The following is a 25,897-nucleotide window of genomic DNA, read 5'->3' on the forward strand; positions in this document are numbered from 1 at the left end:
GTCATCTCGTTCTGTGATGCTTTCCATGATGTACCCTCCATGAGTCATCCCATACTTCTCGAACATATCATCCAGTCATATCACCAGTAGCTAAAGAGAATGCACTTGCTTCTCCACTAGATAACATACTCATTGTGACAGACAAGGTAAAAATTTCAGATTTAATCATTTATACTCCTCCTTTAACATTTAGTGAGAGTGCTCGCTAAACATTAAACCACTCATTTAGAGTACTGTATTCAATAATTTGTTTTTTTTATTGTTACTATTCGACATACGATAACCTATTGTTAATACGTCCTTTATCCGTTGATTTTCAAATTAAATAATAACAATAATACATAAAAATCCTTGTAAATTCACTTTTTTCTGTCACCTTAGAACTGAATAAACGCCGAGAACATCCGTAACCTCTTCGAAAATAAGACTGCACATTTTTATGCTTACTGTCTTAGTGATCGAAGAGTTTGTTCTTCATATTTTAGCTGATACTTACAGTAGTAAAATTATACCTTATCTCTGTGCTATCTTTTTTTGGCTAGTGTCCTTTACTGTTCGTTTTACAGACTGACCTGTTTTCCCTTCACGATAGACTGCTGGTAAGTGATTGTCGCGTTGGTCTCTTTACTAACCTTTTTGCCATGACTTATGATCTTTGCAAAATCTACCGCTCCATCTCTTGTTTGAGCAGATACTTCTGTCGACATTTTTGGTACTACTTGTTTCTTTTCTAAACGTTTATCTTGTTCTATCACTAAAAAATCACCTGTTTTCATTGTCTTTGCAACAGGAAACAGCTTACCATCTCCCGATTCTTCTTTTGTCTCTCTTTTGACGCGGGGGTGATCGTGGGACTCATTTTTATCCTCATCCCCTCTCATGATCCTTGCAAAATCTGCCGCTTTATCTCTTTTTTGAGCAGATGCTTCTGTCGGCATTTTTGGTACTACTTGTTTCCTTTCTACATTTTTATCTGGTGGTATAACTGAAAAATCATCGTTAGACTTCTGGTAAGTTGCTGTCGCATTGGTCTCTTTATTAATCTTTTTACCATGACTTATGATCCTTGCAAAATCCGCTACTTCATCCCTTATTTGAGTAGATCCTGTCGGCATCATTTCAGACAAGTCATGCTTCTTTTCTAAATCTTTAGTTTGCTCTAACACAAAGAAATTACCTGTTTGCATCATTGCTAACACAGTGAATAGCTTGCCATCTCCCAATCCCTCTTCCTTTGTTTCTCTTTTGACACGCGGTTGGTTATAGAACTCATTTTGATTGGCGAAATCTCTCATAATCGTTGCGAGTAATTGAGCATCCGTCAGTTTAAAGTTAGTAAATAACATAGCATCTGTTTGAAATGCTTTGACGACCGTTTTTTTAGATAAACGAGGGGCATTTTGTTGTTTTGCTACCCCTGTAACAAATTGATCAAAATTCGGATGTTCAAAAAAACCCGAGTATCTTGTAAGAAAATCATCTTTCACATTTTGTCCACTCGGCAAAAATCCAGTAAGCGTTAGCCCATATTTAACAACATCATATGTTCCTGAAACAATATGTGTGGTTTCATGCGTGATCGTTATCTCTGGAGGCGCTGCTATTTGAATTCCTGGTAAAATTTCTGGTCTTTTATGGAAAGCATCAGCTACAATAATGATGCGACACTCGGCATCTTCTTTCAATACAAAGGCATAGGCTTTCGGATTATCATTACTAACAGAGTAATAGGCATGTGTCTTCTCATCTAGAACAAAATCAGTCGAAACGATCCAAATATTTTCAAATCCCCAGTCTGCTGATTGTCTCAGAAATTGTTCACCCTTGGTTGCGATTGAAAGGAGTCTCTTTACCGATTCCTTTAAAATCTTCTCTTGCTGAACAGAAGGTGGCACGTCAAGGAAATTTATTAAGTATTGACCTTCGGCTGTTTCTGCGATTTTATCTACTTTTAACAATTCTAAACACACATCTTTGACGATTCTGAAATTTTCTATGGCATTCTTGAATTCTTGAGGAAGTTTCTCTATAAACGGTCTAAGTGATTCCGGCACCATACTTATGTCTAAACCAGAAAAAACACGAAACTGGTCATCTGGTTTCAAAGACAATACTTTGGCAATCTCATCAGAAATCGATTTTTGTGCTTTCTCCTCGTCGATATAGACAATTCTTTGTGGCTCTGGGACAAAATGATCCAATGGTTTGATCGGAACTAATTCATCTTCCAACCTTGAAATGCCTTGCATTGGCGAATACTCGATTGCATTAAGCATACCGTACCATCCCCACCATCTATTTGGGGATTCTGGAAGGGTATTATACGGCGGATACAATGAATTCTCATTCCTCTGCGCAACTGTCTTTCCCTGAGCTGACCCTACATCCTCTTTTTTTGACATACCTTCTTGCGGAGAATTAGGGCTATTATATTGGACAGTCCCTGGATATTTTTCATTGGCTTTCTCTAAAGGCGTTTCAAACCGAAAAGCACCATTATTCGTGTCCAATCGTAATACGGTCATCGGTGCAAGAATATTTTTTTTCACCAAATGGTAACGATTCGTTTCCTTGTCCAACAAAACTAATGGAAGGTATTGCTCTTGGATTCTGATATAAGATCGCCCAGCAGAATTCCACATCAACCCATTTTCATCCGGTGGGGATAGCGTAGTCGGAGTCAGTAATGACTCATACTGACTTAATTCCTTTCCTACCTTCTCACGTACTGCTAGCGAAACTGTTGGGCTAGTTTCTGCTTCAAAATACCACTCTATCCCGTTAAAGTTTACCGGATATATCGCTCCTCTATCATGTATATCATAGCGGACACCATGATTCTCAATTGTACTGATTCTGACAGGCACTAATTTCTTATTCATTTCAATGAACGTTTGCCGAAAATCTCCTTCTCCAGTAACAGTTAATGTAGTTGCCTCCCCATAAGCTTTAGGATTTAAATTTAGTTCTTTTACAGCTACATCTCTATTAGGAATCTTCCTTGAAATTCGGTTAACCAAATATTTGTGTCTGCGAAAAAAAACTGCCGGTCCCTCAAACAGCCTTAGCTTTGTTCCACGCAATGTAAAATGATTTCCATAAACAGTCCCTTTTTTAAAATCTGATACTGGGACGTACAAATGATTTTGCACACGTTTCACGCGTATTTCTGGACCATTATTTGGTAAAGTAGCTTGCGTATAACTTTTCACCCAATCGTGGGTTTCTATTCCAAATTTTTCAAGTTTTGCCACTACTTCCTTGAGTTCTTTTCTAATAAATGCTTGGTTTTTTAAACGTATCAACCCCTTAAATAGGGCTTGTGAACTATCATTTAGAAATTCTATTCCTGGATCAGCGTAACGTATAGCACTAACAACAATTGATCGGAGTTCTGATGTTCTTGGGAGGAAGCGCGTACTATGACGTACTATACCTGCTGCACCTTGTTTCATGATCGTTCTTGCCATACCAAATACAAATCTCGTATTGAGGGCTGTGACTTGACCCAATACAGGAATCAAGGACACTGCATCGAGCATACAACTGGGAACTGCCTCACCAATATCTTTATTCATACTACCGACCACGCAATCGTAAAAAGGAATGAGATGCTTGAAAACATCCCAAATTTTTGTAACCATTGTTGTCTCTCTTCCTGAATCATAGAGTTGTCGATAGACTTTATCCCTGTGTTTACTGCTGATATGGTTGATAAACGCCTCCTGTGCATTTCCTTTCAATAAAAGTTTGTTCTGATTCGATTCTAGTTTAAAAATATAAGGCTTATCTCTGATCAGAACTTTATCACCATATTTTCGAAATTCATTTTTCCAAAGATCTTGTCGATTAAAAAGTCCATATCGGAGATATGACATAGGATCTTTATCAACGCGATAAAGCTTGTATCCTCCATCTTTTTCAAGCCTTTTCAACGCATAGCATCTTTCTTCTCCACCAAGAATAACTACAAATAAATCTGTCTCATCTAAGGTAAGAAGCGTCTCTACTTCCACTTCTTTTGCCAAAAAGACTGGTGGAAAACCTGACGTTCCTGGTCCACTTGCCGAATGCCTTGCTTTATGACTCAGCACTGCCTGTGCCTCATATATACGACTTTCCGATGAAAATATAAAATTCAAATCATCTTTGTGAAATGAATCCACCGCAAGTCGTATCAGAAACTGATCCAATGAATAAAATGATTCAGATACAGCTTTCGTTAACCGCATATACCATTCATTGATATCTGGTGGAATCCATGGACCAGGACAGGGATTTCCGCCAGCGAGATAAACTTGCCCACCCGCAAGACTAACCGTGATACCGAGTTTTTTGCACTCTTCCAGTACTTCATCCACAAGCGCTGATTGTTGGCGCCAGTTTATTACTGCTGTTTGATAAGATAAGACAAGGTCATTGACCATTTCTTGCTTTTTTATTAGTTCAAAATAGCCACGTTGCAAATAATTGACAAAGGTGCTTAACGCGACTTGTTGATAGTCCCCTTTTGCTATTGGACCTCTGAGAATATCTGGGTCCAACTGAGCGATAGCCAATGTCGCTGGAACTAAAAGATGAGAAATTTCTTCGACAGTATCAATCCCTTTATCTCTAAAGCTCTCAAAAAAAAGTTCACCTACTGATTTGATTTCTGTCTGATTGAATTTCTCAAGATACCCTAAATCCTTTAATATTCTAGAGCCAGTCATCTGCATTAAAGAATCATAATCAGCGATCAATACATCGTCACCAACCTCACTTGATTTAAGAAAATAATTAGGTAGTGCTCGATTCATGAACATAATCCATAGTTTAGTGATATTATTTTGTCTTCCTGTTTTTTGATCGACTTGTTGAGTGGCAGATTTCGGTGGGATGTTGATTAGATCTGCTTTTATCAATTCTTCTACGGAAAATGACTTCCTAAGCTGGCCGATCGTAAATGTAGATGGGTCAGATGAATCAATGATTTTTTTTGCTGCATACCCTTCTATTGTGGTACCCAGGACATTTTCAACTGTCCATTTCATTACGGTCAATTCAGCGTCCCTATCTGAGATCATTTCCTCTGGCTTTCCACCATATAATTTTAACTCTTTCAGGATAACTTTTGCTATCGCTTGGACTTTCTCAGATGAGACTCTGCCATCCATCCCTGTTTGTCCAAACCATTCCCCCATAGCGGACAAAACATCTTCTTTGCTTACTTGGGTAGTAGACAACATGCCTTTTTGACGAAAAAATGTCTCAACTTGTGTCATGATTTTCTTATCCAACCACTTATTGATTGTTACTGCTGGTATAGATTCTGCTTTTTCATCTACAGTCGCAGAGGGAGTGGTGGTAGGCAAAACTAAATGATTGCTTTCGATCATGTCCCACAACCAATTCGTGAACGTGATTTCTGCGCCTTTATTTGAAATGACGCCATCTACTTCCTCACCAAGGATGACTTGAGCAATTTGTTTCATTTTTACCATGTCTATAACCTCTTGATTTGCTCCTTCCAGCAGTACCCAACTTGAGACTATTTTCGCAAAAGCATCAGCATCCGTAGTTTCACAATCTACGCCTTTTTCAGTTAAAAATTTAGCTACTCTTTGTTTTTCTTTCTCTAACTTTATACGATCTACGGTAGTATGTAACACTTCTTTTGGCTGGCTATTCGTTTGTGTCGTAGGCTTAAAATCATTTTCTGAAAAAAAACGTTCAATCTTTTTCTTAACTTCTTCTTCATGCTCCTGTTCTTGATTCTTTTTGATTTCTTCAATATCGATACCCAAACGATTGTCTTGCCCCTTCTTATACGTATAGCCAATCTGTGCGTTATTGTTTTCCCACTGCAACACAATCGCTCGTGACTCAGCATCCGTCAAGGGAACAGCTGCCCCACCATAAGCCCTCACAATCATATTCGCTGCTATGTTCTGTCTTTTGCAGATTTCTTCGTACTGTAAACCTGCAAAGATCCATTTTTGTAACAACAAAACCAGTTGACGTGGTGTTGCCGTTGTAAAATACATTTGTTCTTTATATAGGAACTTGCCGACTTCGCCATTCGCTTTTTGGGTATTCTCTCGCATATCAAAAATCTGTTTATGATAATAAATTGGTACGATTAGTGTTTGCTTAGGAATACTATCTGGTCGATCAAGGATAAAGTCTTCATAAATCTGATTGTTTTCTTTTAAATGTTTTTTAACTTGAAGCATCGAGACGGTCTCCGCTGGTGATAAATCATATTGAATGGTTTGTTTCGTCTTCTCTTTATAACGATACCCCACTAGCAACGTGTTCGTTTTCCATTGTTTATAAATTGCTTGTAATTGTATATCGGATAAGAAATCTCCTAGTCTACTATTTTCAATCCCGTACCCTTTGTGGATGAGATAAGCTAAATACTGTGCCCGCTCTGACTGTAAGGTTTGGTCATTTTTCCAATTCCTACCTGCCCAATTTTGAACAACCTTAATCAACTCCAAGTCGGTATCTATCTGGCTCACAACTCCTGTACCGATGAAAAAAGATTTAAGCAGATGATTCACATCAGTTGTCTGATTTTTCTGCTGAAAAAGCGGTTCATCAAAATGAAAAACTGGTAATAATTCTGACTGATCAAAGGGTTGTATATCTTGAGAGATGGCTTCGGTGATTTGAAGGACCTTACTATAGTCAGAAGCACTAACAGGAATGAATAAATTATTGGTTAGATCATTTTCTGTGATTGTTTCATTATGTTTTTGTATCGGATTGATCTCAATATTCTTAATTTCAGTAAAAGTATATGGTTTAAACACGTTATTTGTTTCCCATTGAAAGAAAATATTGATTGCTCTAATAGCAGTTAACTGCCCAACTGAAAGACCATAAGCACTAAGAATAATCTTAGCGAGCTGTTGTCGCTTCTCAAGAAGTTCATGATTTGATGCACCTCTGTTTGCCCAGCTTTGAAGAGCAAGGAAAAAATCATGGAATGGTTTCTCTTTCATGTCACATAATTCACTATGCTGTTCACAAACAGCCTGCCTGATTTTTTCATTTGCTTTGTCTGTTTCATTACGCTGAACAAAGACTTCTTGATCATACCAGAACGGGGTAAATGGTTCAGCGACTGGTACGGGTGACGGTTTATTTTCCATATAAGCTAACATGACTTTGTTGATTTTCTCAAGTGTTTCCTCAGAAACTGCTTCTGACGATTTCAGACCAACAAGCGTTGGGGTTGTTGGTTCCATTACAGGTGGCTCATTCATCGATTGCGTAGGAATGGTTGCTGCTTCCGCGACAATCCTTGTTTTTAAGAAATCATACCGTTTAACAAAACGGTCAATCATTTCTGAAAAATCTTCGGCTAAAGCCACAAGTTTTGCGGAAATGCTCACGTCTGTTTCATGAGATGCTCGGCTTTTCGAATCATCTGCCCGGAGCTGCTGACTTAAAATAGGTTGCTGATCATATTTCCTATTGTCTTTGCCTAACGGATCAGAAGATTTCTCTTGTGTTCCAGGATCGCTAGAGAAAGTTTGGATTAATAACTCTGTAAAATGTCCTAAAATATTGTATTTTCCATCTGTGTGATTCCTCGAATCAAGGATTTGCTCTTGCTGATGAAAGAAAGAGCTGAATACTTCATTTAGACCATTCCAAAAAGAATGAACACTAAGAGTCACATTGTCTGGTATTGGAACGTCTGTTGTCGTTTCATTCTTCTGATACTTTTCCTCAAAAGTCTTTTGAAAAAATTTTTTCAGCTTTTCAGCCGCATTGCTTGCATTAAATTGCTGTGGATTATTTGCATTCGTGCTTTTTTTGAAGGAAAACTGCTGTATGGAATGCGTTGTATGACTTCGTGCTTCATTCAATGTATGTGATTCAGCGATAGCATTTTGGCATACTGTCTTAAAATGGATTTGTGTATGATTTTTATTTTCCCACAAACCGTATTCTCTTTTATGGGACACTTGCTCGCTAGTCGTACAATCAATAAGTGTTGAGATACCATGAGCAAATTTGTGCATATCTATACTAAATTGGTGAGCAGCGTCTGCTAAATCCGAAAGTGGCGAGACAACTTCTGGTTTGTATTGTTTGATTTGGGTGGTATTCGTTGGTAAAGGAGGAGTCATTCTTTTGGGGTTAAACGTCGATCTAGACTTGAGCGCAGGCATCCGCACTTGATTTCCAATCTGTTGAATTTCAACATGCGTATCTACTTCTAAAACAGCACCTGCATCTTGGACCGCTCGTTGCTGATCAGGGCGTTCCTCTGGCATCCGTAGACCAGCTAGAACGCTCCACATAAAGAGGAATCCTGTAGGGGTTAGGAGGTCTCTCGGGGTTTGACCTGACTTACTTGCAATCTCATACATCGTATTTTGTCGTTCTTTGGGGTCATCCTTCTTATTAAATTCGTTGTAGAACTCACCGATTTTTCGATTAAAATCTTCTCCTGGCATTTCTTCTCACTCCTTCATTAAAAGATGAAAATCAACTGAATAAGGTGGTAAAAATCACTAGTTTTATTTGTTTTTCTACAAATCTATTCTCCCCTTCACTTTCATCATACAAGGGTGGTAAAAATTTATGTGCCTTTTATTCAGTTATTTCAGAAAAAAATGGTCAAATAAATTAGATTGAACGTTCCAAGATGAAATGCCTGATTTTCAACTTATTACTCAAGAAGATGTGCATTTTTTGGCTAGGTAAAAAGGAATTCATTTAAGTGTTTTTTTACACCTAAAACGACTGAAATGAACACTTCCTGTCATTTCAGCCGTTTTTTATGAATGTATGTAAACATATCTTTTCTTATTGTCTTGTTTTAATTTCCTCTTTTTTTTGATTTGAGTTTAACGATCGACAATTCTATGACATAGTAAAACATCAGACTATAAATGCCTCTCGGCAGGAAATCACGATTCACGATATATTCAATCGTGATCCCAAAAGCACTTCCAACCAATCCAGAATAAATGACGATTAGATAGGGATGTTCGTCAGCAAATTTCATTATTTTTATCAGCAATATGCTTCGCCTCCTTATACTATAGTTATTTCAAGTATTACTATACCGTTAAAAAACTATGGATATCTTATCTGTCATAAAAGATCATTTTAAAGTCATAAGCGTTGTCACGATCTGTTATGCCCTAGAATCAAAAAAAATGACCCAACAGACTAATCTAATCTGTTGGGTCATCCTATATTTTAACTATTTTTTATTTCGCATAATCGGTTGCACGAGTCTCTCGGATCACGATTACTTTGATGTGTCCTGGGTAATCCAGATCATCTTCGATACGTTTACGGATATCGCGTACTAAGCGTACCGCATCTAAATCAGAGATTTCTTCTGGTTTGACCATGACGCGTACTTCACGTCCGGCTTGGACAGCAAAACTTGATTCAACACCGGCAAAGCTGTTTGAGATTGTTTCTAGGCTTCTCAAACGACGGATATAGTTTTCCAATGATTCACTTCTTGCACCTGGGCGAGCTGCTGATAATGCGTCTGCAGCGGCTACTAGGACGGAAATAACAGAAGTCGCTTCGACATCGCCATGGTGAGAGGCAATCGCGTTGATCACAACTGGATTCTCTTTGTATTTCGTTGCTAGTTCTGCACCGATCTCAACGTGAGATCCTTCGATTTCATGGTCTAACGCTTTTCCAATATCATGAAGCAAGCCCGCACGTTTTGCCAATTGGATATCTTCGCCTAACTCCGCTGCTAAGATTCCTGATAATTTCGCTACTTCGACCGAATGTTTCAACACGTTTTGGCCATAACTTGTTCGGAAATGTAGACGACCCATGATCTTGATCAAATCTGGATGAAGCGTATGTGCGCCGACTTCAAAGGCTGCTTCTTCTCCATATTCACGAATCCGTTCGTCCATTTCTTTACGTGATTTTTCAACCATTTCTTCGATACGCGCTGGATGGATCCGTCCATCTTGAATCAGTTTTTCTAATGTCATTCGTGCGATTTCTCGACGAATTGGATCAAATCCTGAAAGAACGACTGCTTCTGGTGTATCATCAATGATCAAATCGATTCCTGTAAGTGTTTCAAGGGTTCGAATATTTCGTCCTTCACGTCCGATGATACGACCTTTCATTTCGTCATTTGGTAATGTCACGACGGACACTGTCGTTTCAGAAACTTGATCTGCTGCACAACGTTGGATAGCCAATGAGAGCAAGTTCTTCGCTTTGCGATCTGCTTCTTCTTTTGCACGTTGTTCTGATTCTTTTACCATCAAGGTCAGTTCATGATTCAACTCTTCTTCGGTTGATTTCATGATTACTTCTCTTGCATCTTCTTTCGATAAACCAGCAATTTTTTCTAATTCTTTTTGTTGATCTTCAATCAATCTTTCAACGTCTTTTTCTCGCTCTTCAATTAATTGCTGTTTTGAACTAAGTGCCTCTTCTTTACTTTCAAGTGAGTTTTCTCGTTTTTCTAACGAGTCATCTTTACGATCTAACGTTTGTTCACGTTGGATCAATCGATTTTCTTGAGATTTTAGCTCTAATTTACTTTCTCTCAGCTCACTTTCAACTTCAGAACGATATTTCTGATTTTCTTCCTTAGCTTCCAACAATGCTTCTTTTTTTAGAGTTTCTGCTTCTTTTTTTGCACCTTCAAGAATACTTGCAGCTGATGTTTTTGCACCAGCAATTTCTTTCTCATGACGTGACTTCGCAACCATAAACCCTAAACCAAGACCGACAATTAAACCGATGATAGCGAGGAGAATGTTGAGTCCCATTAAATCCACCTCCATACTATCTTTTCCATTTTTATCATCTACCAATTTCTATGATAAATTATTCTAAACTATAAATATGCTGTTGCATATGTGCATAAAAACCTGCACAAGTTTATTCTAATGTTTGTTTCCAGTAGTGTCAACTTTAAATACGAAAAGAAACGGCTTCCTCGATTTTCAAAAAAGGGAGGTTTTGAGCGAGTGATGACTTATTTTTTGGTTCTTATTCTAGTGAAAAATAAAAAAACATCCGGTAGTTATTAGACTGAAGTGCCCCCTGTCAAGTAGACAGTAAAAAAACAAAAATGGTATGAAAACAGGGATCGAGTCACTCGATTCCTGTTTTCATGCAGCTTGCTTTCTAAACTCATTCGGCGAAAGCTCATTCAAGGCTTCCGAATAGCGGTAGTTATTATAATACCGCATATATTCACCTACAGATTTCTTTAAGTCCTCAAAATTCTGGTAGCTTTCTTGATAAAATTTTTCTTCTTTAAAGGTTCCCCAAAAATGTTCAATCGGTTGATTATCTAGACAACGCCCCACTCGGGACATACTTTTGGTGAACTTATATGTTGTTTCAAGTTTCTTATAGTCATAAGACGTGTATTGAAACCCACGATCACTATGAAGTAATGGTCTTACTCCAGAGTTCTTATCCATTGCTTTTTTTATCGTATTCATGACAAGTAAATTATTGTTTGAATGACCTAGCTCCCAAGAGACAATCGAATGATCATAGAGATCGATGATTGCACTTAAATAGGCTTTTCTACCATTTCCATAGCGCAATTCAGTCACGTCTGTACACCATTTCTGATTGGGCTTTTTAGCGACAAATTTACGGTTTAATACATTTTCTGCAACATGTGCTTCCATCGATTTTATATAAGTGGGACGCTTTTTTTTGATGACTGCTTTGATACCAATGGCTTTCATTAATCGATAATAACGATTTCGAGAATACTGTTTCTTTAGTTTTCTGTTAATCTGCATTCGAATTTGCCGATAACCAATTGCTCCTTTTTTGCTGTCATATTTCTTCTTAATCTCTTTCGCCAACTTTCGGTTGGCCATTTCCTTTTTGGAAGGTTGCCATTTCACCCATTTATAGTAGGAAGAGCGGGCAATCCCTGCTAACTGACAGAGCTGAGTGATTGAATAGTTCTTCTCTTCATGAAGAGAAGAAATCGTTTGGTAGAGTTCAACGTTCCTCACTAACGTGAGGGATGGTTTCGCCGCCGAACTTCCTGTAACTTTTTTACGAAATCATTCTCCATTTCTAAATGCTTGTTTCGAGCTTCTAACTCTTTTACTCGTAATTTCAGCCGTTCTTCTTCGGTTAAGAACTCGCTTGATCTGTTTCGACCACGATTGTCTTTTAACGCTTCTTCTCCGTATTGTTGGTATTTTTTTACCCAAGAATACACTTGTTGATAGGAAATATCGTATTTTTCAATCGACTGAGCGTAATTCAGCTCATTAGCGATGGTGTATTGAGCGATCTCGATACGCTCTTGATAAGTGGTTTTACGTCCTTTTGTCATGGTTTTGGGTACACTGCCTTTACTTGTAAATTTTAGTGTTTCCCCCTTAGTATAACTTGAAATCCATTTTCTTAAAACGGAGTGTGAAGATATTTGAAATAATAGCGTTGCCTGACGAAGAGACATCTCTTTATTGAGGACAGCTAGAATGGCTTTCTGTTTTTGTTCACGATCATACCGCTTCCAGGTTTTCGCCTCTTTTAACCCCTCGAGCCCCTCCTCGTTATATTTATGAATCCAACTTTCTATCGTCCCATTGGAAAGAGAATATTTCTTCGTTATACTGTTTACGCTACAACGACCACCCATCACCTCTGAAATGATCTGATATTTTTCTTTTGGAGAATATGGACTTCTCTTAGACATACAAAAAACTCCTTATAAAGTAGATTTGGAATTTTGTTTTTTTCCTTGTCTACTTTATAGGGAGCATATCAGACTACCGGATACCCGCTTATTTCTTTATTCATCTAGTGGTAATTCTTCTTGTGCTTCTTCTGGTACATCAACTGGTTCACCGATGCCATAAGCTGCACGCACTAATGTAGATACTTCAGCCATCATCTCTGGATGATTTGACATATAGATTTTCGCGTTTTCACGACCTTGACCGATGCGATCTTCTTTGTAAGAATACCATGCACCACTCTTATCAACGATATCTTTTTCAACTGCCATATCCAATAGCTCGCCTTCTTGAGAGATACCTAAGCCATACATCACATCGACTTCAGCGATTTTGAATGGTGGTGCTACTTTATTTTTTACGACTTTGATCTTTGTACGGTTACCGACAATGTCCGTTCCTTGTTTCAATTGTTCCGCACGACGTACTTCCAAACGGATCGTTGCGTAGAACTTCAACGCACGTCCTCCTGGTGTAATTTCTGGATTACCGAACATCACGCCAACTTTTTCACGAATTTGGTTGATGAAAATCGCGATCGTTTTTGTTTTGTTGATCGATCCTGAGAGTTTACGTAAGGCTTGAGACATCAAACGAGCTTGTAACCCTACGTGTGAGTCACCCATCTCCCCGTCGATCTCTGCACGTGGTACTAAAGCTGCTACTGAGTCGATAACGACAATATCTACTGCACCACTTGATACTAAAGCATCAGCGATTTCTAATCCTTGTTCTCCGGTATCTGGTTGAGAAAGGAGTAATTCATCGATATTTACCCCTAATTTTTGGGCATATTGTGGATCTAAGGCATGTTCCGCATCAATAAAGGCGGCAGTTCCACCATTTTTTTGGACTTCTGCGATTGCATGGAGTGCAACCGTTGTTTTACCTGAACTTTCTGGACCATAGACTTCAATGATCCGTCCACGAGGATAGCCACCTATCCCTAAAGCAACATCTAGTGCAAGAGAACCACTTGGAATTGTCGAGATTTGTTGGTCGATTTTTTCGCCCAATTTCATGATCGAACCTTTCCCATAGTTCTTTTCAATTTTTTTCAATGCAGCATCTAAGGCTGCTTTACGATCATCTGCCAATACGATAATCCTCCTTATTTTTACGACTCAAAGTAACATTTCATTACGTTTATAATATCTTTTTTATTTATAAAAAGCAAGCAAAAACCGAACAAATATTCGCATTTATTTTTTTCTTAATAGTTGCTTTCTTAGCAGATCAAATCCTTGCATAATCGCGCTATTTCTGATTGCCGAACGGTCTCTCGTAAAGTGACATTCTTTTGTTTCTACGCCTTCTTTTGATGCAACGGCAAGCCAAACTGTACCCGCAGGATGTCCTTCTAATGTGTCGGGTCCCGCCACACCGGTAAACGCTACGGCATAATCTGTACCAACGAGTTGGCGTGCTCGAATCGCCATTTGTTCGGCACATTCTTTACTGACTGTGCCAAACTGCTCTAATAGTTCTGGATCGATGCCTAAGAGCTTTGCTTTGGTCTCTGCTGAATAAGTCACAAAGCCCCCAGAAAAGACTTGAGAGACGCCAGGAATTGCTCCTAACGCGGATTGAAAGCCTCCCGCTGTCAAACTTTCAGCTGCTGTGACTGTCTTCCCTTGTTCTTTTAGCAGATCCACGACGGCTTGTGGCAACGAATAGTCATCCCCATAGCCATAAAAATATGCACCGACACGGGCTTGGATTTTTTCTTCTAGTGCGTGCAACGCTTGATTCCCTGCATGGATATCTGACGTTTTGACTGTCAATCTCAGTGTGACTTCATTTGGTTTGGCATAAGGAGCAATCGTGGGATTGATTTGGGTAGCAATCAAGTCTTTTAGATCGGTTACTAATTGTGATTCACCGATGCCATAGAAGCGCAACACTTTTGAAATCAGTTTTTCTTCTGAAGGGAATTGTTGTTCTAACAGTGGTCGCACTTGTTCTACAAACATCGGCTTCAACTCACTTGGTGGCCCAGGAAGTAAAAGATAAGCATTGCTTTTCGTTTGATAAAACGTGCCTAACGCTAAGCCAGTTCGATTAGGTAATGGTGTGCCCCCTTCAATGATCTGAGATTGTTGTAAATTGTTCTCCGTCATTTTTCTTTTTGTCGTTTCGAAAAATGCCAGCAGTTTCTTGTACCCTTCTGTGTTTTGGATCAGCTCTTTGCCGAGGTGTTGAGCGACAACTTCTTTTGTTAAGTCATCTTCTGTTGGTCCTAGTCCACCACATAAAATGATTAGTTCACTTCTCGATTCAGCTAACTGGAGTAACTCCTCCAAACGAGTCGGATTATCCCCGACAACTGTGTGATAATAGACATCGATTCCTAGATCTGCTAACTGTTCTGATAAAAATGTCGCATTCGTATTCACGACTTGTCCAAGTAATAATTCTGTTCCTACTGCTATGATTTCAGATTTCATATTTGATCGCTTCCTTTAGTTGAGGTTGCTTTTGCAACATCTCTATTTATCTGTAAATCAGTCTTTGTTCGACTAATTGTCTCTACCAAATAGTATACGCTATTTGCTGATAGAATCATTTCTCCTTGCTCAATTTGTTCTTGTGATTGCGTCTATGTCAAAAAAATAAAAATCAGACCGGGAATGACCGATCTGATTGCAAGGGTAACTAAGTGACTCTATGATTTTACATGGATCCTTTGAATACGCCACGATTCTTGATAAAGTAATCGACACCTGAATAGATGGTAAAAATCAGACAAGCGTATAACATGATTTGATCGAGGGGTACATTGATCAAGTTGAATGGGATATTATTGATAAATAATAAAATAATCGCAATCATTTGCGTAGCTGTTTTTACTTTTCCAGGCCAAGCAGCTGCCATGACTTCCCCATCCTCGACAAGCAATAATCGTAACCCTGTTACAGCCAACTCACGACAAACGATGATCGCAATCACCCATGCTGGCGCTTTTCCTTGACCTACCAACATGATAAAAGCTGTCATAACTAACATTTTGTCTGCTAATGGATCAGCAAATTTTCCGAAGTTCGTCACTAATCCTCTGGACCGAGCAATTTTCCCATCTAGCCAATCCGTCACACTTGCTAAAGCAAAAATGATGGCTCCTACTAGTTGCGTGATCGCTAATGACGTTGTTCCTACCGTTAATTGTCCCCAATCTAACGGGAGACCGACTACTAAAATAAACACCGGAATCATACAGATTCTAAATACAGTTAATTGATTTGGTAAATTCACAAGAACGACTCCTTTCTTTCCTATTTTACGTCAGTCCAGCAAAAGTTTCCACCAATAGTCTCTCAATTGCTCAACAAATCTTTCACTACTTTATAACCTACTATCCAAACAAGAAAAGAGAGCCCAAGACGAGATTCCGGCTCTCTTTTACACGGTTGTTTTTTAAACAAATTATTCTGCATACTGCAAGGAAAGCGAAATATTCTTCAGGCTTGTATTGTTTGGTCCTGCGTTGATAGGCAGTTCTTCGCCATTTAATTTGACCGTTGCATTACTCGCTGCTCCAAGTGTGATCATCGCATTTGTCGTATTTTCTGGAAGCTCTGTTGTTTTTGTATCATTGGCAACCAAGGTTTCTTGATAATGATAGTCAAACGTATTGTTCAATTGGACACCGATCCAGACACGTTCACTTGCTGTGAATTCCAATGTGATCGGTTTTTTCGCATCTTTCACCTCGATCAAAAGCGCACTTCCTGTGTCTTGCCCCGGTGTGATGGTCATTTTTTTCTCTTCTTCTGTTGATTTTGTTGTCGATTCCACGGTCGATTCAACCGTCGATTCACTTGTCTCCGGTTCTTCTTCCGTGATCGAACCATCGACAGATACCGTTGAAGCTGTTCCACCAATGATCGGCTCAGATTGACGGTCTTGCCATGACATATATGCCACTACTGTGATGATTGCTACAGCGACTAATCCTAATAAAATCACTGGCAGACTTGTCCAGAATTTTGTTAGATTCTTTTCTTCTTCGTGCATAGCTTTTCTTGAACCACTCACTGTTTCTGGTTCTGGTCGTTTTTTGATGGTTTCATCTGCGAAAGATTTTTTTCCATCAAAAACATCCACTAAATAATCACCATCTTCACCAACAGCTTCTGCATATTGACGAATAAATGCACGAACATAAAATTTACCTGGCAATTGATCAAATTCGTTTTGATCGATCGATTCCAAGTAACGTTTTTGGATCTTCGTCATTTGTTGTAATTCATCTAATGATATTTTTTTGTTTAAACGGGCTTGCCGTAATTTTTCCCCGATGGTTTCAAAAGCCACTCGTTCATCTTCTCCAGTCTGTGTATTCTAGTCAGAAGGTGTTTTCTCTACTGAGGATCGACCATTTATCCTGACTGCTTCTCATTGAATTTTTGCTTTATTCATGCTCAATGTATAGTGTTTCCTCTATATTGATCAATCTTGCACTCAATCTACTTAAGAATACCACAAAGCGAACTTACTTTGGATAACATTTCATCTGTTTTAAACTGAAATTTAAGACTTTCTTTTATTCTTACAAAAAGTATGACGAATCAGCGAGTATGTCCAAAAAAATCAGAATTTTTTACTGTTTCATTTTTTTGGCTGCATATAAAATTCACTAAACACGTCAGCATTGATAAAAGAGCGTCCTACTTGAAGAAGATCCGTCATCTGGATTGATTCAATGATTTCTGGCAGATCAAATAATGTTTGGTCACCAAATAGACTTTGTGTAAATTGATTGGCGATGTATTCGATGGAGTTCAATGATTGGAAATACTGCCCTAACATTTTCTTTTTCAATAAGTTCAAGTTTTCTTCTGTGATTCCTTCGTCATGTTCAAAGTTCAAAAGAATCTCTTTTATTTTTTGTACTGCTAGTTTTGGTTGGTCCGAATCGCCACTGAAGTCAGCAAAATGAAATTCACGATCTAAACTAAACTCAAAGCCAAAACTATCATCAATAATTCCTTCGTTGTAAAGGGCTAAATAGTTTTGTGCAGTTGGGCCTAAAAGTAATTGTAGTAACAAACGAATCGCTGTTTTATATCTGAGTAATTCTCTCCCATTTTCAGGTAACACATCGATTCCTTTGATCCCTAATACAAATTTTTCTCGTGTGATCGCTGCTTCTAAGGTGCTTATCGGCAGAACATCCGCTTGATTTTCGGGAAAGAATCGTTCGATTTTTTGAGCGGGTGGAAATTCTTTGGTAGCTTGATTGTGGCGAATTTGCTCCATCAACTGTTCTGGTTCCAAATTGCCAACTACAAATAACACCATATTGCTTGGTTGATAAAAAGTGCGATAGCAAGTATATAGATCCTCTGCTGTGATGTCAGCAATACTTTCCACCGTTCCTGCAATATCGATGTGTAATGGATGATTGGGATATAGATTGTTTAAGATACCAAAGAATAAGCGCCAATTCGGATCATCTTCATACATCTGGATTTCTTGGCCAATGATTCCTTTTTCTTTATTTACTGTTTCTTCAGTAAAATAAGGTGCTTGAACAAAATCAAGAAGCGTCAAAAGATTTTTTTCTACTTGATCTGTCGTTGAAAACAAATAGCTGGTTTTTGTAAAGCTCGTGAACGCATTCGCTGATGCTCCTTGTTGACCGAACAACTGGAAAACATCGCCTTCTTCTTTTTCAAATAACTTGTGCTCCAAGAAATGTGCGATACCGTCAGGAACTTTCACTTTTTCCGTTGCACCATAGGGAATAAATTCATTGTCGATCGACCCATAGTTCGTACTGAATAAACCGTATGTTTTGTGATAATCGTTTTTTGGTAACAGATAGACCGTCAAACCATTCGGTAAGACTTCGTGATACAGTGTTTCGTTGATTTGACTATACTCTGCTTTATTCATTTTCTTCACCCCCAGCTAAAAAGAAAATTGCTTGTAATTCGATTTGGTTTGCTACTTCTTGAATATCTTCGATCGTTACACGTTCCATGCGAGCTAACCATTCCTCGTCCGATAGTTCAGTATCAGGAAGCCAGTGTGCTAAATAAGCGGATTCGATGGCAGCTTGTGGTGAATCCAAAGACAACAAATAGTGATTACGTAACATTGCCTTGGTTTGTTCGAGCTCCAATTCAGTGACTTCGCCATTTTGTAAACTTGCCAGTTGTTGATGGATCAAGTGCAAGACTTGATTACGATTTTTTGTCTCAATACCTGTTTGTACAGTCAATAACCCACGAAAAGTATCAACGTTACTAGACGCATAATAAGCTAAGCTTTCTTTTTCACGTACATTCATGAAAAGTTTGGAGTGAGGGAAGCCTCCGAATAAGCCATTAAAGACCATCAATGAAAAACGTTCTGGCTGATCGTAATAAATATTGGTTTGATAGGCTAGGTTCAGTTTGGCTTGCACCACTGGTTCTTGGATTTGTCGTTCCTTGATCACGTTGTTTTGTGTTTGTTGATAAAAGATTTCTGGTCGTACCACTTTTCGCTCAGTGAAAGGAAGCTCTTTTAACGCTTCGATTGCCATTGTTTCTTTGATATCACCCACTACAAAAATATCCACTTGGTCTTCTTTGATCATACGTGCATAATATTCGGCTAAGGCACTTGATGTGATATTTTCTAGTTCTTCAACGGACCCCATACTTGGGATTTTTTGTGCATCTGACTGTTCAAAATATAATTCTTGTAATGCTAATGAAGCCATTGTTTGCTTATCTTCATTTAAGCTTTCCAAATATTGCTTTAAGTTATTTTTCTCTAAATCAAATGTTGCTTGATCAAATGTTTGATTTTTGATGTTAGGAAAGAATAATACCTCTTTTAAAAAGGAAACGGCATTCGTCAAAATCGTGCTGTCATTGACATACGCACCATTGACGAAACTGATTCCTGCATTCATCCAATGTAGATTACCTTTTTTCCGGACAGAAAAACCAAAACCAGCTCCATACAAATCAGCTAATTTTGCACTTAATTGTGTCTGATCCGGATAGTTCAAGCTATTCGTCTCTAATAAACTACTCAGTAGTGAACGTTTGGTGACGATGTCTTTTTCTAAGGCTGTGGTGAACCGTACAAAAATACGGATCGTTTTAAATTGTTTGGTTGGTAGCACATGAAGGTTGACACCTTCTGTCAATTGATAAGCCATAAATAACTACTCCTTTTTGTCATGATCCTTGGAACTCTTAGCGATGATCGTTGTTGTTTCAACGACATTAAAGTTCTCTTTTTTTGTCCAATTTTTTTAAAAGTCACTTTCTAGTATAGCATACAAGTGATTGAACGAACGTGTGGGGATATTATTAAGCGTGTTGTTTTTACATTTTTTTATTCTTCGATATACTAGGATTAACAAGAAAGGAGAAAAACAATGATCAAAGAATTTAAAGAATTTATCATGCGAGGCGATGTGCTAGATCTAGCTGTCGGTGTAGTGATCGGTAGTGCTTTTACGGGCATTGTGAATCAAATCGTTCAAGGCCTGATTACTCCCTTAATTGGTTGGGTCGTTGCAATGATCACAGGTACCTCTGATTTGGATGGTGCATTGTCTGTTCTTGATTGGTCACCTGCGAAAGGGGTCACCTTTTCTTTTGGGAATGTTATTAGCGCAATTATTACATTTGTCATTACTGGTTTTGTTCTATTCCTAGTGGTCAAAGCAGCCAATCATGCGAAAAACTTACGACCAAAAGAAGAAGAAGTGGTGGAAGACAAACCCACTGCGGAAGATTATCTTAGTGATATCCGCGATCTATTGGCACAACAAACAGCTGAAAATAATGCACGCCCAACTGCCCAAGCAACTTCTGAGAGCACGGATACTAAAGCGTGAGATAAAAAAAACAGAAGGAAATTCTTCTGTTTTTTTTATGCTTGTTTTCTCATGTCTAAGTGTGGGATTCCGTCTTCTAAATATACTTCTGAGATTGCCTGAAAACCAAAGGATTCATAAAATGATTGTAGATACTCTTGTGCCCCGATCACGATCGGACGTCCAGGTGCATTGGCTTCGATCGCCGCTAATGTTTGTGCCACGATTTTTTGTCCTAAACCTGATTTGCGATGCGCCTGATTGACCAAGACCCGTCCAAAATGAACCGTGTCTTCTTCTGCATAAATACGTGTATATGCCAAAATCGTACCATCTTCATCTTTAAAATAAGTATGCCATGCGATTTCATCGATCTCATCGACTTCTTGGTAAGGACAATTTTGTTCAACAACAAATACGGCGATTCGCTCTTTCACGATTGCATAAAATTCTGCTGTTGTTAGTTCTGCAAATTTTTTTACATAATGCTTCATCATCAGGACCTCCGTTCTTTCTTGCTAATAGCATAACGAGTTAGATACAAAAAAGCAAACGAACCTCATATATAATCTAGGTCCGCTTGCTTTTTAAACTGCTTCAGTTAAAAATTCGATCTCAACTGTTCGAGTAAGTACATCTGAATAACTGTAAGACACTCGTTCAAATGAATTTTCTTCAGGATCTAAGTCTACGACAAATACTGAAGGATAGGTTTCTGTTAAAACGCCTCGGCGTTCCGTTTGACGCTTTCTTCCGGTCTGTGCAACCAACATGATTTGGCTGCCGATACGACCTTCTAAATCTTTTTTGATTGTAGCTAAAGTTAGTGGCATACAATTCACCTCAATTACTATCATACCATATATAGTAAAATTTTTCAAGTTTACCATATCAAAAAAAGAAATGCAATAGAAATAAGTAAGAAAAACATTAGTAATGCTATAAAAAATCACTCATTATAATCTTTCAGATGTTTTTTTATCTTATATTTCACTCGACCGTAAGCGCTTTTTATTTGCTTCAGATCCATTGATAATTCTCTCTCCATCTCGCTAAAATCATTGCCTTGCATGTAATGTTGAAAGATTTTTGCCTCTTTTGTTGAGAATTTGATATCGCAGTCCTCGAAAGCTTCTTTTAATAGTAATTGTTGCATCGCAACAGGTTCTTGGATGGTGATCTCGGCTAAAAAATCTGGTCCTTCTGTAGCTATTTTTTGTTCAATAGAAATTTCATTTTTTTGGTCTCGACGTTTTAGCGCGTTTTGCTTACGCAATAAAGAGTAGATTTGGTTACTGATAATACTTTTGTAATAACTCCCAAAACTGACACCTTTATTATTTTCGTACGTTTTAAGTGCTTGATATAGAGCAATCCTTGCTTCTTGTTCCCAATCTTCACTTACATAATTCCTTAGATAATAAATATTTTTCAACCGTAATAATAACGGGAAATATTTTTGATACAGCATAGAAAATGCTTCTTCATCTCCATTACGGGCGGCGCACAATAACTCCTCGGACATAAAATAATTCCTCCATAACTTTCGATTATGGAGGAATCTTACCATCAATTCATTGAATAACTAATCATATCTGGCTGTTATTTTTCTTTTCTCATTAAATCGTCCAATTTTTGGGACAATTTTTCTAATTGTTCTTCATTCCACGGAGAATTTCGTCGAAAATCAATAAAACGCATATTTATATTATCTTGGGTAATATTTTTTTCTGTTTTTTTGATTGTTTTATATAATTCGTACGCGGAAGTTCGTAAGGCACCTTGTGAAAAAATCACCCATTGTTCTGCTAAGTCACTCGTTGCGACAGTCACTTGCGTCAAGCGAGTATTCAACTCTCCCGCGATGCGCTCGATATACGTATCTGCCGTTTCATCCTCTTTTGTGAAAACAACTTCTAATTGGTATTTTCGATAATTTTGTTGGATACCCGGCACTAATTGCGCATCAAAGACAACGATTACTTCTAGGCCTTCATATTTTGCATAATTCGATAAACGATGCAACAAGGCTTCTCTGGCATCCGCCATTTTATCTTGCTTTTTCAGTGCCACTAACTCTGGCCAAGAACCGATCATATTATAGCCATCGACGATCAACAGCTGCTTCTTCATGCCTTATCCCCCCTGACGCTGAGAAAAAGCCTGATACATCAGTAGTCCAGCCGCAACACTTGCATTCAAGCTTTGAACATGACCGACCATAGGGATCGTTAACAACTCATCCATTTCTTTCTTCAAGCCTGCACTCATGCCACGACCTTCATTACCGATCACTAACGCTATCGAGCCTTTTGCATTCCATGATTGGAAATTCGTTCCTTCCATATCTGTTCCGAATACCCAAAATTGCTGCTCTTTTAGCTGCTGGACAGTTTGAACTAAGTTTGTCACACGAGCCACTGGCACGTATTCAACGGCGCCTGTCGATGTTTTCGTCACGATTGGTGTGATTCCGACTGCACGATGTTTAGGAATGATGACACCATCTACCCCACTGGCATCTGCCGTTCGTAAAATCGAGCCAAAATTGTGAGGATCTTCGATACTGTCCAAGATCAAGAAAAAGGGTGTTTCCGTTTTGCTCTTCGCCTGTTCCAATAGTTGATCCAACGTCAGATATTCATAAGGCGTGATGGCCAATACTACCCCTTGATGAACGCCACGATCACTGAGTAGGTCTAATTTCTGCTTAGGGACCCACTTGACTGGCACCGATTGTTCTCGAGCAATATTTTTCAACTCTTCAACCTTGTCTCCCCGTGAATCTTCTTGAAGGAACAATTTATTTCCACGACCTTGTTGCAAAGCTTCGACTGTCGCATGATGACCAAATACAAAATTGTCTTCACTTGTTGTGTCCTCTTGACCAACATAAACTGTTTCCTTCTTTGCACTACGTTTCTCATTGCCTTTTGTAAAACGTTGAGAATCTTTTTTGTTTCGTTTTTGATAGTTACGTTCTTTATTTTCTTTCCTCATGGGTTTCACCTACTTTCTCAATACACCAATTAATCAATTCTTCCATACGTTCGGTTTGTTTTGTTAGATGTAAGTAGCCCATCAAGGCTTCAAACCCTGTTGCAACACGATAAGTTGTAATATCCGCATTTTTTGCACTCGTATGACTTTTGGCATTTCTACCCCTGCGATAGTAAAGCTCTTCATTTTCTGTTAAGAGGTTTTCTTGCAACATTTGTTGGATCAAAAAAGCTTGTGCCTTTGCCGAAACATAGTGTGTCGCTGCTCGGTGCAGTTTATTCGGCTTTGTTTCACCTTTTTCAATCAAGTAATCTCGAATATAGATTTCGTAGATAGCATCTCCAACATAAGCAAGCGCTAAACCATTTAATTGTGTATGATCTCTCATGCTTCTCTTCTCCAACGAGTACCTTGTGGGGTGTCATCTAACAAGATACCTTTTTCTTTTAATTGGTCCCGAATTTCATCACTACGGGCGAAATCTCGGTTTTTTCTGGCTTGTGTTCGTTCTTCGATCAGTTGCTCGATTTCTTCATCCAACATTTCTGCTGTCGTAAATAAGATACCAAAGATCGACAACCATTGGGTAAATAGTGCCTCACTTTTGGATAGGATCGTTTTGGAGACAGTCGGTTGTTCCAAATACGTATTGATCCATTTTGCTAGTTCATAGACAACTGTGATGCCGTTAGCCGCATTGAAATCATCGTCCATTTCTTTGATGAATCGTGTTTCTAATTGTTCCAGTTCTGTTACCTGTCTCTCATCTTCCGACTGGGCTTCTACCGCATTTTCAAAACGGAAGTTTAGATTATCAAACGTATTTTTCAAGCGTTGTAAATTTGTCGCTGCTTCTTTCATCGTTGCTTCACTATAGCGGATCGGTCGACGATATTGTGTGGTTGCCATAAAGAAGCGTAACACTTGTGGGTCTACCTCTTGGATCATTTCGTGGACAGTGATAAAGTTCCCTAAAGATTTACTCATTTTTTGATCGTCTTCACCAATCGTCACATAGCCATTGTGCATCCAATAGTTCGCAAATTTTTTGCCTGTTTTCGCTTCACTTTGGGCAATCTCGTTCTCATGATGAGGAAACTCCAAATCTTGGCCACCGCCGTGGATATCAATAGTCTCACCTAAATGTTTCGTTGCCATCACGGAACATTCGATATGCCACCCTGGACGTCCTTCTCCCCATGGCGATTCCCATGAAATCTCTCCTGGTTTTGCTTTTTTCCACAAGGCAAAGTCTAAAGGATCTTCTTTTTGTTGCTGTTCTGCGCCAGTACGTTGACTTGCACCAATCTCTAACTCGTCGATCGATTGATCACTCAATTGACCATAATCAGTAAATTTTCGCGTACGATAATAAACATCGCCATTCGATTCATAAGCAAAACCTTTGTTGATCAATGTTTGGATGAATACGCGAATATCTTCCATATGGTCCATTACTCTGGGATGGCTCGTTGCTGGCTGCACATTCAATGCTTTCGTATCTTCTTCAAAAGCTTTGATAAAACGATCAGCAACTTCAGGCGCTGTGATCCCAAGCTCATTGGCAGCCTTGATGATTTTATCGTCCACATCTGTAAAGTTCGATACGTAGTTCACTTGGTATCCACGGTATTCCAAATAACGTCGAATCGTGTCAAACGCAATCGTACTTCGTGCATTGCCAATGTGGATATAATTATAAACAGTTGGTCCGCAAACATACATTGAAACTTGTCCTTCTTTTAAAGGAATAAAAGTCTCTTTTTCTCTTGATAGCGTATTATAGATTTTTATCATTCTCATCCCCTACTTTCTCTCCATTGATTCGGACAACTTTTGCTGGTATCCCTACTGCTGTTGCCCCATCAGGTATATCTTTTAAGACGACTGCGCCTGCGCCGATTTTCGCATCTTTTCCTATGGTGATCGGTCCTAGGATTTGGGCATTGGCGGACAACATTGCACCTTTTTTGACGGTTGGATGTCTTTTCCCCGTTTCTTTTCCCGTACCACCTAAAGTGACACCATGAAACAAGACCACATCATCTTCGATTTCTGCTGTTTCTCCAATGACGATCCCCATACCATGATCGATAAACACACCCGTTCCGATCGTCGCTCCTGGATGTATCTCTATTCCCGTAATGAATCGCCAAAATTGGGCATTCATTTTGGCAATCAAATAGAGACGATGGCGATATAAATAATGGGAGAAACGATGCCAAAATAACGCATGTAGCCCAGGATAGGTCAAAATGACCTCTGCTGTAGTACGCGCTGCTGGATCATTTTTCTTTACGGCAATGACAGCTCGTTTGAACCATTCCATCAACTTCCTCTC

20 protein-coding genes are annotated in these 25,897 nt (G+C 38.8%); 1 reads left to right on the forward strand and 19 read right to left on the reverse strand.

Translation table 11 applies throughout. The annotated features are described in order from the left end of the window. Positions 1-560 precede the first annotated feature (560 nt). The 11 genes from IGK77_RS14030 to yfmF all read right to left on the reverse strand — a co-directional run bounded on the left by IGK77_RS14030 (position 561) and on the right by yfmF (position 19,890). Complete coding sequence (locus IGK77_RS14030) at positions 561-8,459, reverse strand: QWxxN domain (RefSeq protein WP_438713224.1); 7,899 nt, start codon at positions 8,457-8,459, stop codon at positions 561-563. Positions 8,460-8,824: 365 nt separating this feature from the next. Further along, positions 8,825-9,028: a hypothetical protein gene (locus IGK77_RS14035; protein ID WP_143073261.1), complete on the reverse strand. Its 204-nt coding sequence runs from the start codon at positions 9,026-9,028 to the stop codon at positions 8,825-8,827. A 193-nt stretch (positions 9,029-9,221) separates the two neighbouring features. Continuing rightward, a complete protein-coding gene (gene rny / locus IGK77_RS14040; RefSeq protein WP_071866532.1) occupies positions 9,222-10,778 on the reverse strand; it encodes a ribonuclease Y in 1,557 nt (518 codons plus the stop codon). Positions 10,779-11,123: 345 nt separating this feature from the next. After that, complete coding sequence (locus IGK77_RS14045; protein WP_115357195.1) at positions 11,124-11,996, reverse strand: IS3 family transposase; 873 nt, start codon at positions 11,994-11,996, stop codon at positions 11,124-11,126. After that, a complete protein-coding gene (locus IGK77_RS14050) occupies positions 11,996-12,691 on the reverse strand; it encodes a helix-turn-helix domain-containing protein (RefSeq protein ID WP_115357196.1) in 696 nt (231 codons plus the stop codon). The genes IGK77_RS14045 and IGK77_RS14050 overlap by 1 nt, the downstream gene beginning before the upstream one ends. Positions 12,692-12,787: 96 nt before the next feature. Next, entirely contained in the window at positions 12,788-13,828 is a 1,041-nt protein-coding gene (gene recA, locus IGK77_RS14055) for a recombinase RecA (RefSeq protein WP_010734076.1), read from the reverse strand. A 105-nt stretch (positions 13,829-13,933) separates the two neighbouring features. Further along, on the reverse strand, positions 13,934-15,178 hold the full coding sequence (locus IGK77_RS14060; RefSeq protein WP_071866531.1) for a competence/damage-inducible protein A: 1,245 nt from the start codon (positions 15,176-15,178) through the stop codon (positions 13,934-13,936). A 226-nt stretch (positions 15,179-15,404) separates the two neighbouring features. Next, positions 15,405-15,983 (reverse strand): CDP-diacylglycerol--glycerol-3-phosphate 3-phosphatidyltransferase, encoded by a 579-nt coding sequence (gene pgsA, locus IGK77_RS14065; RefSeq protein ID WP_074801416.1) that lies wholly within the window; start codon positions 15,981-15,983, stop codon positions 15,405-15,407. A 171-nt stretch (positions 15,984-16,154) separates the two neighbouring features. Beyond that, on the reverse strand, positions 16,155-17,045 hold the full coding sequence (locus IGK77_RS14070; RefSeq protein WP_074801420.1) for a helix-turn-helix domain-containing protein: 891 nt from the start codon (positions 17,043-17,045) through the stop codon (positions 16,155-16,157). A 294-nt stretch (positions 17,046-17,339) separates the two neighbouring features. Next, a complete protein-coding gene (yfmH, locus tag IGK77_RS14075; RefSeq protein WP_071866529.1) occupies positions 17,340-18,629 on the reverse strand; it encodes an EF-P 5-aminopentanol modification-associated protein YfmH in 1,290 nt (429 codons plus the stop codon). Further along, positions 18,622-19,890 (reverse strand): EF-P 5-aminopentanol modification-associated protein YfmF, encoded by a 1,269-nt coding sequence (gene yfmF / locus IGK77_RS14080; protein ID WP_074801424.1) that lies wholly within the window; start codon positions 19,888-19,890, stop codon positions 18,622-18,624. The genes yfmH and yfmF overlap by 8 nt, the downstream gene beginning before the upstream one ends. Positions 19,891-20,112: 222 nt before the next feature. Here yfmF and mscL point away from each other — a divergent pair, with 222 nt between their 5' ends. Next, positions 20,113-20,577, forward strand: coding sequence for a large conductance mechanosensitive channel protein MscL (gene mscL / locus IGK77_RS14085; protein ID WP_074801427.1), 465 nt, complete (start codon positions 20,113-20,115; stop codon positions 20,575-20,577). Positions 20,578-20,612: 35 nt separating this feature from the next. Here the strand turns inward: mscL and IGK77_RS14090 are convergent, their stop codons facing one another. From IGK77_RS14090 to epsC, 8 genes are all read right to left on the reverse strand, one after another. Next, on the reverse strand, positions 20,613-21,050 hold the full coding sequence (locus tag IGK77_RS14090) for a GNAT family N-acetyltransferase (RefSeq protein ID WP_023520523.1): 438 nt from the start codon (positions 21,048-21,050) through the stop codon (positions 20,613-20,615). Between the two features lie 93 nt (positions 21,051-21,143). Further along, entirely contained in the window at positions 21,144-21,389 is a 246-nt protein-coding gene (locus IGK77_RS14095) for a Veg family protein (RefSeq protein ID WP_010734068.1), read from the reverse strand. Between the two features lie 116 nt (positions 21,390-21,505). Then, positions 21,506-22,081, reverse strand: coding sequence for a sigma-70 family RNA polymerase sigma factor (locus IGK77_RS14100; RefSeq protein WP_074801430.1), 576 nt, complete (start codon positions 22,079-22,081; stop codon positions 21,506-21,508). A 77-nt stretch (positions 22,082-22,158) separates the two neighbouring features. Continuing rightward, positions 22,159-22,689, reverse strand: coding sequence for an NYN domain-containing protein (locus IGK77_RS14105; protein ID WP_010734066.1), 531 nt, complete (start codon positions 22,687-22,689; stop codon positions 22,159-22,161). A 3-nt stretch (positions 22,690-22,692) separates the two neighbouring features. Continuing rightward, complete coding sequence (gene rlmB, locus IGK77_RS14110; RefSeq protein ID WP_023520524.1) at positions 22,693-23,556, reverse strand: 23S rRNA (guanosine(2251)-2'-O)-methyltransferase RlmB; 864 nt, start codon at positions 23,554-23,556, stop codon at positions 22,693-22,695. Beyond that, the gene (locus IGK77_RS14115; protein ID WP_010734064.1) at positions 23,540-23,944 is read right to left on the reverse strand and encodes a Mini-ribonuclease 3; all 405 of its coding nucleotides are present in this window, start codon (positions 23,942-23,944) and stop codon (positions 23,540-23,542) included. Before IGK77_RS14115 ends, rlmB begins: the two co-directional genes overlap by 17 nt. After that, positions 23,941-25,353, reverse strand: a complete 1,413-nt coding sequence (cysS, locus tag IGK77_RS14120) for a cysteine--tRNA ligase (RefSeq protein WP_074801431.1) — start codon at positions 25,351-25,353, stop codon at positions 23,941-23,943. The genes IGK77_RS14115 and cysS overlap by 4 nt, the downstream gene beginning before the upstream one ends. Then, positions 25,337-25,885 (reverse strand): serine O-acetyltransferase EpsC, encoded by a 549-nt coding sequence (gene epsC / locus IGK77_RS14125; RefSeq protein WP_010734062.1) that lies wholly within the window; start codon positions 25,883-25,885, stop codon positions 25,337-25,339. Before epsC ends, cysS begins: the two co-directional genes overlap by 17 nt. Positions 25,886-25,897 lie beyond the last annotated feature (12 nt).

This window comes from Enterococcus sp. DIV0806c (assembly GCF_051710905.1).
Classification (GTDB): domain Bacteria; phylum Bacillota; class Bacilli; order Lactobacillales; family Enterococcaceae; genus Enterococcus_B; species Enterococcus_B mundtii.

Coding starts and splice junctions, on each gene's coding strand:
- epsC (WP_010734062.1), bottom strand. CDS start 25,885: ATGGAATGGTTCAAACGAGCTGTCATTGCCGTAAAGAAAAATGATCCA.
- IGK77_RS14105 (WP_010734066.1), bottom strand. CDS start 22,689: ATGAAGAAGCAGCTGTTGATCGTCGATGGCTATAATATGATCGGTTCT.
- IGK77_RS14090 (WP_023520523.1), bottom strand. CDS start 21,050: ATGAAGCATTATGTAAAAAAATTTGCAGAACTAACAACAGCAGAATTT.
- cysS (WP_074801431.1), bottom strand. CDS start 25,353: ATGATAAAAATCTATAATACGCTATCAAGAGAAAAAGAGACTTTTATT.
- yfmF (WP_074801424.1), bottom strand. CDS start 19,890: ATGGCTTATCAATTGACAGAAGGTGTCAACCTTCATGTGCTACCAACC.
- rny (WP_071866532.1), bottom strand. CDS start 10,778: ATGGGACTCAACATTCTCCTCGCTATCATCGGTTTAATTGTCGGTCTT.
- IGK77_RS14115 (WP_010734064.1), bottom strand. CDS start 23,944: ATGAGAGATCATACACAATTAAATGGTTTAGCGCTTGCTTATGTTGGA.
- IGK77_RS14060 (WP_071866531.1), bottom strand. CDS start 15,178: ATGAAATCTGAAATCATAGCAGTAGGAACAGAATTATTACTTGGACAA.
- IGK77_RS14050 (WP_115357196.1), bottom strand. CDS start 12,691: ATGTCTAAGAGAAGTCCATATTCTCCAAAAGAAAAATATCAGATCATT.
- IGK77_RS14030 (WP_438713224.1), bottom strand. CDS start 8,459: ATGCCAGGAGAAGATTTTAATCGAAAAATCGGTGAGTTCTACAACGAA.
- yfmH (WP_071866529.1), bottom strand. CDS start 18,629: ATGAATAAAGCAGAGTATAGTCAAATCAACGAAACACTGTATCACGAA.
- IGK77_RS14095 (WP_010734068.1), bottom strand. CDS start 21,389: ATGCCACTAACTTTAGCTACAATCAAAAAAGATTTAGAAGGTCGTATC.
- IGK77_RS14100 (WP_074801430.1), bottom strand. CDS start 22,081: ATGTCCGAGGAGTTATTGTGCGCCGCCCGTAATGGAGATGAAGAAGCA.
- mscL (WP_074801427.1), top strand. CDS start 20,113: ATGATCAAAGAATTTAAAGAATTTATCATGCGAGGCGATGTGCTAGAT.
- rlmB (WP_023520524.1), bottom strand. CDS start 23,556: ATGAGGAAAGAAAATAAAGAACGTAACTATCAAAAACGAAACAAAAAA.